The sequence below is a fragment of the Mangrovibacterium sp. genome (assembly GCF_059905295.1).
Genome location: NZ_JBZQJF010000068.1, coordinates 1 through 10393, shown reverse-complemented (window position 1 = coordinate 10393; position 10393 = coordinate 1). Strand labels below are relative to the sequence as shown.

7 protein-coding genes are annotated in these 10393 nt (G+C 44.9%); 3 read left to right on the top strand and 4 right to left on the bottom strand.

Going from position 1 to position 10393, the window contains the following annotated elements:
* The 3 genes from AC37HE_RS03720 to AC37HE_RS03710 all read left to right on the top strand — a co-directional run.
* The coding region (locus AC37HE_RS03720) for a hypothetical protein (protein WP_500781439.1) at positions 1-614 on the top strand (614 nt) is incomplete at its 5' end.
* Positions 615-626: 12 nt separating this feature from the next.
* Positions 627-1742: a family 16 glycosylhydrolase gene (locus AC37HE_RS03715; protein WP_500781438.1), complete on the top strand. Its 1116-nt coding sequence runs from the start codon at positions 627-629 to the stop codon at positions 1740-1742.
* A 333-nt stretch (positions 1743-2075) separates the two neighbouring features.
* Entirely contained in the window at positions 2076-2816 is a 741-nt protein-coding gene (locus AC37HE_RS03710; RefSeq protein WP_500781437.1) for a 5'-methylthioadenosine/adenosylhomocysteine nucleosidase, read from the top strand.
* Here AC37HE_RS03710 and AC37HE_RS03705 read toward each other — a convergent pair.
* The 4 genes from AC37HE_RS03705 to AC37HE_RS03690 all read right to left on the bottom strand — a co-directional run bounded on the left by AC37HE_RS03705 (position 2813) and on the right by AC37HE_RS03690 (position 9820).
* The gene (locus tag AC37HE_RS03705) at positions 2813-5500 is read right to left on the bottom strand and encodes a TonB-dependent receptor plug domain-containing protein (RefSeq protein ID WP_500781436.1); all 2688 of its coding nucleotides are present in this window, start codon (positions 5498-5500) and stop codon (positions 2813-2815) included. The genes AC37HE_RS03710 and AC37HE_RS03705 overlap by 4 nt on opposite strands.
* Positions 5501-6567: 1067 nt before the next feature.
* Positions 6568-8604, bottom strand: a complete 2037-nt coding sequence (locus AC37HE_RS03700; protein ID WP_500781435.1) for a M3 family metallopeptidase — start codon at positions 8602-8604, stop codon at positions 6568-6570.
* A gap of 43 nt (positions 8605-8647) precedes the next feature.
* Positions 8648-9238 carry a flavin reductase family protein gene (locus AC37HE_RS03695; protein ID WP_500781434.1) on the bottom strand — a complete coding sequence of 197 codons (591 nt, stop codon included), beginning with the start codon at positions 9236-9238 and terminating at the stop codon, positions 8648-8650.
* 90 nt (positions 9239-9328) lie between these two features.
* Positions 9329-9820, bottom strand: coding sequence for a hypothetical protein (locus tag AC37HE_RS03690; protein WP_500781433.1), 492 nt, complete (start codon positions 9818-9820; stop codon positions 9329-9331).
* Positions 9821-10393 lie beyond the last annotated feature (573 nt).

The window sequence follows — 10393 nt, the reverse complement described above, 5'->3', positions numbered from 1 at the left end:
TTGAAATGACGGAGATGGACGGTATTGATGCCGATCAGGTTAATCTGGTACTCGACTTTGGAGGAAACCCGGCAAATACGGAGGTAACTGTCAGCAGTGTAATTCTGAAGGAGTCGTCCTGTGACAGTTCCGGTGCAATTAGTTGGAATGAAGCTTCGGCTTGTAACTTATGGAATACAGCGACATTTACGAATACCTATTACTATGCACCGGAATGGGCACAGATCGCAGATCCGGAAATGACGCAGGATGGGAATTCATATACATTCAGCTTACCTACTGCTACAACCGATCAGTGGCAGGCGCAATGTTTTTTCAATACTGATATTCCGACCTCTTCTGCCAATATGTACGACTTCCACTGTTTTTTAAATTCGACTACCGACATTGGTAATGTTACCGTGAAGCTTTATAAAAACGGTGACGATAACACGTTCTATTTTACCAGTAATATTTCACTGTCGGCCTATGAAGATTACGAATTTGAGATGACGGATATGGAAGGTATTGATGCCGATCAGGTCAACCTGGTTTTCGATTTTGGAGGAAATCCGGCCAATACTGAGGTAACGGTTAGCGGAGTTATATTGAAAGAATCTTCTTGTACGGATTGAAAAAAATGAAACATGAAAAGTAGAATGTATATATTAAGTATAATCGCGATGATCTTCGCCTTGCTCAGTTGCGGCGACGAAAATGATGATGGTATCATAGATCCGTCAGCTACAATAACGGTGTCAACTCATAATCTTTCGTTTGATAACAATGCCGGTACTGCGACTGTGGATATTGCAGTCACCAGTGAGTGGACAATTTACAGCACGGAAGATTGGGTCACATGTTCTCCGAGTTCAAGTATCAATAGTGAGGAAATAGTTACGGTAACTGTGGAAAAGAATACCGGAGCTTCGGAGAGAACAGCATCTCTCGTTGTCAAATCAGGAAGTGTGCGTGACACCATAACTGTTGAGCAAAGCGGAGATGTATCTGACAATATCGTTACGCCCGACGGTTATTCCCTTGTTTGGCATGATGAGTTTGACGATGCCCGGCTGGCTAATGGTAAAGCTGCGATGCCTGGTTCCGACTGGACCTATCAGGTAGCTGATCCCGGGTTTGTAAATAACGAGTTACAATATTATGTGAATGGAATAACAAGCTCCGGCGATACGCTTGCTTATATTACTGATGGTACCTTAAAGATTAAGACCGCCAAAATAAACGGCAATGTGTATTCCATCCGCATGTACGGGAAACAAAGCACCGGTTGGAAATATGGATATATTGAAGCCCGGCTCAAACTTCCGACAGGAGTTGGTACCTGGCCCGCATTCTGGATGATGCCGGTTAATTTTACTGCATGGCCGGATGATGGAGAAATGGATATTATGGAGGAAGTAGGCTACGACCCGAATGTAATTGTAGGGAGTCTTCACGCTACTAACCATTACGGAGGCAACCCCAAAAGTGGTAGCATAAGTTGTCCTACTGCACAGACTGAGTTTCATAAATATGCGATGGAATGGACTTCTTCGAGTATCAGCTTCCTGCTTGATGATGAAGTGTATTACACATACAATAACCCGGGTACGGGAACCGCTGACTGGCCTTATGATGCTCCCTTCTATGTCATTTTAAATATGGCCTGGGGAGGTAGCTGGGGTGGTGCCCAAGGTGTTGATGAGAGTAGCCTGCCCACCACTTACGAGATAGATTACGTTCGCGTATTTCAAAAGAATTAACTTAGAATAAGGGTAGTATTATAAATTTAATCCCCTGTATTTCAGTATTAACTGATGCAGGGGATTTTTCATTTGCTGAATTAATTCTTTGTTGGGCTTATTATCGAACAGATAACCAGGTCGCCTACGATTCAGCATGGAGTTCTGGGCTTTTGAAGGACCGAAATCTATTCTATATCCCGGACCGCAAGCTGAGAGGAAAAGCAGGATATGGGGTTGGGCTAGGTGAAATGTGTGCATCTAACAAATAGATTGATCAAAATTTTTAAGAGGAATAGACGAGTTAAAATAAATTGGTACCTTAGGCTATTCAACCACCAAAATCTGAGAGAAATGAAAACCGGTTTAATAGGCGCAATGCGCGAAGAAATTCAGTTGCTCGAGCATGACATCGAAAACCTCAAAATCCATGAACATGGCGTGCGTAAGTTTTATGAAGGCACGATTGGAGGCAACGAGGTTGTGATGTGCCTTTCCGGTTGGGGAAAAGTTGCTGCGGCCTCAACCGCAACAAGTTTGATAAATTTGTTTCAGGTCGATCAGTTGGTTTTTATTGGTATGGCGGGTTCGCTAAACCCGAATTTATCGATCGGTGATATTGTGGTTGGCGACCAGTTGGTACAGCACGATATTGACTTAAGCCGCCTGGAAGGCTTTGGTACGTTAACGCCACCTTTTCACAAAAAATTTCGCTTCCAGGTTCGCATGGGAGCTCAACGTCGGGCACTCGAAGCAGTGAAACAGTTCCTGTATAACCTGCACGATAAAAAATATCCCGATATCAACCCGGAATATTTACCCAAAATTCATATTGGCGGTATAGCTACTGGCGATCAGTTTATTGCCTCGCACAAAGGGAAAGAACGGATTCGTCACCATTTCCCGGAGATGTTATGTGCCGAAATGGAGGGTGGAGCCATCGCTCAGGTTGCCGAAGATTACGGTGTTCCCTGCTCGGTTATCCGTGTAATCTCCGACAATGCCGATGATGATGCACATAATTCTTTTGCTCGTTTCCTTTTCGAAGATATCAGCAAGATATCAGTTGAGATTGCCCGTTTAATGTTCGTTTAAAAGAAGAAACTTAGTCCGACATTCCAGCTCATTCCGCTACCGTAATGGGCCAGATTTTGGGTGAATGCCCCTTCGTCGTTGATGTTCGTGTAAATGGCATTAATGTATTCGCTTTGCAGAAAATTCTGAACTTCCCCAAAGACGCTTATCGAACGTTTGTTGCGAAACTCGTGGTAGTAGTTTATCCCTGCTCCAAGGCGGTCGAACGACGGAAGTTTGATTTGATCCGGGCTGTCGCTTGAGTCGAAATTGTGAACCAACATAGGCGCATAACTCTCAAATGAGCGATAATAGTTGATGTTGAGCTCAAAGCCTTTCAACAGGTTGAATTCATTCTTCAGGTAAATGCTGATAGGCGGACAGTTGTCGGAATTGTATCCTTTTAGCGGCATCTGTGATTCGCTCAGCAGTTGGTTGTTGGTATCGTAGACTGAAGCGGTTGCGGTTTTTTCATAGGTCCATTTCCCGTAAGAGACGGAGAGGTAGAAGTTGTGGCGACGCAGGTATGTAATCTGGCTGCTAAACTCGACACCCCGGTGAAATTGTTCCAAGCCGGAAATCAACGCAAACGACTCGTTTTCGTTCAGCATGAGGCGCTGAATATTGACCTGGTTTTGCTGGTACATGGCATAGCCTCGCAGTGAGATGAAGAATCGGCCTGAGTTGAGCACATAAGCTAAATCGCCACTATAAAGATTGCAGTTTTGGGCTTGCGTATTCTCCCAGTTGTTAGCTGCCGGGAAAAGCGCATCGAAGTGGATCGGGGCACTGGAAGCTCCTGTATTCAACCGGAATGAGTTGAATTCATTTAAACGGTAAGTCACTCCCGTTCCTACACGCCAGCCTAATTTGTTAATGGCTTCCGATTCGGCTAAGGGATCCGTACTTAAATAGGCAAATTTGTCTTTGCGTTTCTGGCTTTTCAGGTAAATCCCCCCTTCGAGATAGCTAAAGGTTTTGTTACCTGTATGTTCCAGGTTTAAACTCAGCCCTGCTTTGCGAATCTCAGCCTGGTAGTCATGATCCACTTTATCAGCCTTCTTTGTTTTGGGGAAGAAGCCGGAGGCCAGCAGGTTTTCTACAGTTGTAGTTGTTCCGTTTACATTGGCTATGCTTGTAAAAGTGCTCGCTCCAAGTAAATTGTTGACGGTGCCAAAGTGGTTAGCGGCATAGTTTTCAAAATCAAACGCGACAAACCCTTTTGTTTGTTTATTGAATTCGTGAATTAACTGTGATTGAAATCCCCAGCGTATTGAATGGGTTGCAGCAGCTAATATGGATATGCCGTCGTCTTCAGTGTTCGTTTGTCCGCTATTGTAAGCCGAAATCGCATCAAAATCGACCAGTCCGGTGTTGGTGGTCGGGATCTGGTACGGGCTTAACCCATCCATTGTGCCTTGAGGGAAGGTTTGTGCCTTGTTTGTCAGCTCTAAGAACAGTTGACTTACCAGTCGTGTATGCACCTGCATGTGCCAATGGTGAGTTAATGTTGCCAGGTTCGTCACACCGAAATTACTGTTCCAGCCAAGTGCTTTATTGTCTAAAAATCCCCAGTCGTTGTTTTGTTCTATGCCATAAGTGGCGATGTTGGAAATTGTATCCGGCCTGGTTCGTTGATCGGACTGCCATGTTTTCATGGTATTGGTAAACAGGAAACTGTGCATGTGGTTGAATTCTTTATAAAGATTGAATAGCAATCCGTAAGATTTGAATCCGGTGAAATCTGCAATTCCGTCACCACCTGTACGATCCAACTTCAATGTAAAGCCGATTTTACGGTCGCTGTACCCGGAGTGGACTGTTGCTGCTGTTTTCAGATAACCGTTTGTACCCAAAGCTGCCAGCACATTTACGCCAAACTTTTTGCGTGGCATAAACGGAAGTACATTGATCAGGCCGGTTTGTCCAAGTTCACTCTGTTTTCCCGAGGCCACACCGGTTGTAAATTGCACCTCGCTGGCCCAGTCGTTGAGCCCGGGGTATAGGGCTGTATTCATTCGGCCTGTTTCCGGATTATTTAGGGAGATGCCGTTAAAGACGACTTGGTTTTGGTTCGCTGCGAAACCCCGGACACGGATTTCAGAACTTCCGTAAGCTCCGCCGTTTTCCATCAGGTAGACTGATGGCTCCGAGCTAAAGAGCTGGTTAAATTCAGTAGAACCTGCCTGTTTCAACAAGTCGAATGCCGAAGTGTTATGCACTGCTGCGGGGTGTTTTACAAGGTCAATGCGCGAGGCAATGTCGCGTTGCTCTTTGCGGCCTACGACTACCGGCTCCAGTCGAACGGCTCCCATTGGGGTAAAAATACCCTCGTAGGTCGACATATTATAGAACTCGCTGTAAATGGATGGGTGTATCGCTTCAACCATAAAATCGGCTGGAGGCAACTTCATTCGGTAGTATCCAAAACGATTTGTTACCGTGTATACGCCGGTTCCTTTGAGCTGGATTGTCGCTTTTTCGAGCGGTTCCTGGAAATCTTCCTCCGTAACACGACCATCAATGGTGGCCATTTCCGTTTTGTCTTTATTCTTATCTGCCTTCTTTTTAAAAAGCTTTGGCCAATGAATAGCTTCACTTTGAACCGGAATAGTCAAAATGAAAAATAGCAGTGTTATTTTGATAAAAGGCTGGAATTTTCGAATGTAATTGTTCGTCGTAATCGCTCTCATTCTTTCTGTCATATTTAATTGTATTGGCACTAATAAGTTCTAGGAAAACGGAAGAAATGGTCTTGAAGTATTCCCGATGGGTGAAAATAGCCGACGAGTTCTTAATAAATCTTAAAAAGGCTGTCTGTTTCTTGTTCTTCAGGGCTTTGGCATAGTAGTTGATAATTTTTTAACAACAGTTTTCCTTCACCTAATGAAGCGAAAACTCGAGAAAGAGTTTTTTCATACATACACACAGAGAGACAAGGTTTGAAGGGCAAGCGCAGAGGCGCTTGCCTTTTTGCTTTCAGGAGGTGGATTTCTGTCAAAGCGAGTTAAAACTCTTAATGTTTCTTAATGAATTGGCTCCTGTAGCCTTATTGTGAAGTTTTGGTATGGTAGTTGGTTAATAGATATTGAAACAGAGTTTTTTCATACATACACAGAGAGAAAAGGTTAGAGAGCAAGTGCAGAGGTACTTGCTCTTTTTTGTAAGTTGTTTGGCTAGATGCGGCAAAAATAGGCTGTATTTGAGTCTATCTGGCTTGTGATCATTAAAGAATATTCAATGCAGAGTTCAAAACCTAACCATTTCCTTTGTTTTGGCACAGTAATTGATAAATGAAGAGTAGAGTTTTCCTCAAAGCCATGAAGGAAAAACAGAGAACAGAGTTTTTTTCATACATACACAGAGAGAAAAGGTTAGAAAGGCAAACACAGCGGTGTTTGCCTTTTTTTATGTCCCGCTGCGATTGAGGGTGCCCGGTGTATCTACAAGGTAGGGCAAGTCGACCCTCCGACCAGGGCACGGCCACCCTCGAAGGTGTATTTGGGACCCTCGAACCAGGGTAAAGGCACCTTTTAGGGTGCTCCGTGCACCCTCGAGGTAGGGCAAGTCGACCCTCCGACCAGGGCAAGGTCACCCCCGGGGCTGCCTTTTTGAATTTCAGTCTTGATAATAGGCCCTAAGCGCTTCGGGCTTACGTCCTTATTTAACCTGAAGAAATTTCGGATCTGGTTATTTTCATTCTTGCTGATGATGCACAGAAAAGGTCGATCCGAAATTCGAACCGACCTTTTGTTATCTGGTTGTAGTCTTTTTACTTTTTTAATCCACTGCGTTCGAGCAGGGCATCGACTGTTGGTTCCTGACCACGGAATCGTTTGTAAAGAGTCATCGGATGTTCGCTTCCTCCTTTTTCAAGGATGTTCCGGCGGAATGAATCAGCTGTGGCCTGATCAAAGATCCCGTTCTTTTGGAATACTGAATAAGCATCAGCATCCAAGACTTCGGCCCACTTGTAGCTGTAGTAGCCAGCATCGTAACCACCTGCAAAAATGTGCGAGAAGGCAGTACTCATCAGCGAGCCGTCGACCGGTTTGAGCAGTTCGGTTGGTTTCATCGCTTTAGCTTCAAAGTCCGGAATCGACACTCCCAAAGGTTCTGCTTTGGTGTGGTAAGCCATGTCGAGCATACCAAAACTTAGCTGACGCTCCGAGAAATATCCGGCCTGGAAGTTTTTAGCCGCCACAATCTTGTGAATTAACTCTTCGGGTAAGTTCTCCCCGGTTTCGAAGTGTACGGCAAATTTATCCAGCCATTCTTTTTCGTAGGCCCAGTTTTCGTGCATTTGAGAAGGTAGTTCCACAAAATCCCAGAACACATTTGTGCCCGATGTACTGGCATATTGGCATTGGCTAAGCATGCCGTGCAGGGCGTGGCCAAACTCGTGGAGGAAGGTTGTCACCTCATCGAAAGTAAGCAATGATGGCTTCGTTTCGGTTGGCTTGGTGAAATTGCAGACAATACTAATGTGCGGACGTTTATTGATGCCTTTTTCCAGGTATTGTGAGCGGTAATCTGTCATCCATGCCCCCGATCGCTTACTTTCGCGCGGGAAAAAGTCCATGTAGAACACCGCAATAAAATCACCTTTCTCGTTGTAAACTTCGTAGGGTTTCACATCGGGATGATAAACTTCAATCTCCGGATTCTCTTTAAACTCCAGTTTGTAGAGTTGTTTGGCCAGGCCGAAAATACCCCGAGCGACATTCTCCAATTTGAAGTAAGGTTTCACTTCTTCCTCGTTGAAGCCGTAACGGGCATTTTTCAGTTTTTCCGAATAATAGGCCCAGTCCCAACGTTCAATCGTTCCTTCAAAACCATTTTCGTTTGCAAACTGCTGTACCTCTGCCAGGTCTTGCTGTGCAAAAGGCTTTGATGCCTTGTGTAATTCGTCCAGAAAACCTGCTACTTTGTCCGGTGTTTCAGCCATCCGACGCTCCAGCTTAAAATCAGCATGGGTTTTATAGCCCAGGAGTTTAGCCTTTTGAAGTTTCAGCTTTAATATTTTTTGAATGACTTCCTTGTTATCGTATTCATTATCCTGATTTCCCTTGCGCGATGATGCCCGGAATAACTTTTCGCGCAGGTCTCGGCGGGCGCTGTATTTCATGAAGGGGACAAAGCTGGGATGTTGTAAGGTGAAAATCCAGCCTTCTTTTTCTTTTTGCTTAGCCGTTAACGCAGCAGCTTCGCGAACAAATTCCGGTAATCCGGCCAAGTCATCTTCGTTGGTCAGGTGCAACTCAAAAGCATTGGTTTCGGCCAGTACATTTTGTTGAAACTGCAGGCCCAGCTTACTTAATTCCGAAGTGATTTTTCGATAGGTTTCCTTGTCCTCAGCGCTCAGGTTGGCTCCGTTACGTACAAAGCTTAGGTAGCTGTTATCCAATAAAGTTTGTTGCTCAACAGTCAGCTTCAATTGGTCTTTTTGCTCATGAACGGCTTTAACGCGGGCAAAAAGATCTTCATTTAAACTGATGTCGTTACCAAACTCGGAAAGCATCGGTGCTACTTCCTGCGCAATTTTCTGCATCTCATCATCCGTTTCAGCTGAGTTCAGATTGAAGAATACGCCGCGGATAATATTCAGTCGCTCACCGGTTGCCTCCATCGCTTCAATGGTATTGGCAAAGGTAGGCGTGTCGGGATTATCGATAACAGTCTGAATTTCTGCTTTCGCCTGTTTGATCGCTTCCGTAAAAGCGGGCAGGTAATGTTCGTTTTTTATTTTTGTAAACGGAGCCGTATCATGCAGGGTGTTAAAGGGCTCCAATAATGGATTCTTGCTCATATTCGTTGTTTCCTTATCTGTTTTGCAGGACTTTCGTCAGCAGTTATTTTTTCTTCTTCTTTTTCTTCTCGACCGACCAGCCAAACTTGCCAATCTGTTCTCCTACTTTAAAATAGTGGCCGTGTACATAGCAAATCGGGTCGGATTGTTTGAGACTGAATGCGCCGGTTTCCGGATCGAGGTATCGCTCGTCGGCAATCACATTCACTACTTCCGAGATAAACATATCATGCGTACCAAGGTTCACAATGTCCTTCACCTTACATTCGATTGAAATTGGAGCTTCGGCCAAAATTGGAGCTTTTACAACGGATGCGGGGGCAGGAGTCAATCCCATCTCTTTCCACTTATTCACTTTGGCTCCCGATTTAACACCACACCAGTCGGTGGCACGGGCCAGCTCTTCGGTTGTGAGGTTAATCACGTATTCGCCGGTTCGTTTAATTATTTCGTAGCTGTGGCGTGACGGACGAACCGAGATGTAGCACATAGGGGGATCGCTGCAAATAGTGCCGGTCCAGGCAATGGTTAACAGGTTGTATTCGTCGGGTGTTTCGCCGCAGCTCACCAAAACAGCAGGTACCGGATAGACCATGGTTCCTGGTCGCCAGTCGGTTTTTTTGTATGTTGTCATGTCGGTTTTTGAATTAAAAGCGTAGCCAAAGTTAAAAAACTGACGGGGATGATGAAAACCTCTTGGTGCGAAGCTTTCGATCTGGTGTTGTTAAAAGTTCATCGTCAGACGAAGGCTTTGCAGTCCCGGCTCCAGTTTCAGGCCCAATCCGTCTTTTTCCCGATAGCCACTGTTATAGTAGGCAACAGCATGGCGGGCTTTCTTTTTAAAGGCTATCTTAAAAGGGATCGATGCTGCCAGGCAGCCGGCACCGATGTATGCCAGGTTCCAGTTTGGTGAGCCGCTGTCGTGCAATGATTCAACAATCGGTAGAGCAATTAATACGCCGGCTGTGGAGCTGAGCACCTTCCCGAACATGTAATTTATCGCCAGTGGCTTGGTGTATTGATCCATGTTGGGATCGTTCAGGAAAAGTTTCAGCAGTTGTTCCTGAGTCAGCTCAATTTCACACTTCACATACACATCTTTTGTAAACAACAAGCCTTTGGTGTACATGCCAATTGGTTCGTTAACAACTTGAGCAGTGACAAATGAACTTGTCAACAAGGAGAACAGGAGTAGCAAAAGGCCCGATCTTTTCATAGGCTGATTTTGAGATTCACAATTAGATATCATTTTATTGGGTTAAAAATAAAGCTTTTCCAACAGGTGGGCTAACGGGAGCCTAAAATCGAACTCAGGTTTTTAGGTTTGGACAAAGTGCAAAAAACATACCTGATTCCCGGGAATCACCAACAGGGATGAAAGTAGAAAGTTTTCCTGGCATCTGGTTGTCATTGTTATCTGAAGTTGTCGGGTTGTCCTGGAATTTGGAACTTGAAACTCAGAAGAGACTTTCACAAAAAAACGCGCTAATGTTTAACTGCAGAGAACACAGGGGAGACGCAGAGGGATGGATTAACGATTGCCGATTATTGATTAACGATTGAGTGACCAGTAACCCGCAACAGCCCCTGACCTATAAAAGGGTAACTACAACAGCAACTTGAAACTCGAAACTCGAAACTCGAAACTTGGAACTTGAACGATTAATGGATTGAAAGAGCTGCAATGAGTTAGCCCATCGGGCTTCGACATCAATAGAAAGAACGTCTCACCTCCGGATATCACGATGCCGGGAAACGCGACAATGTTTAACCGGGGATTCGCAGAGAA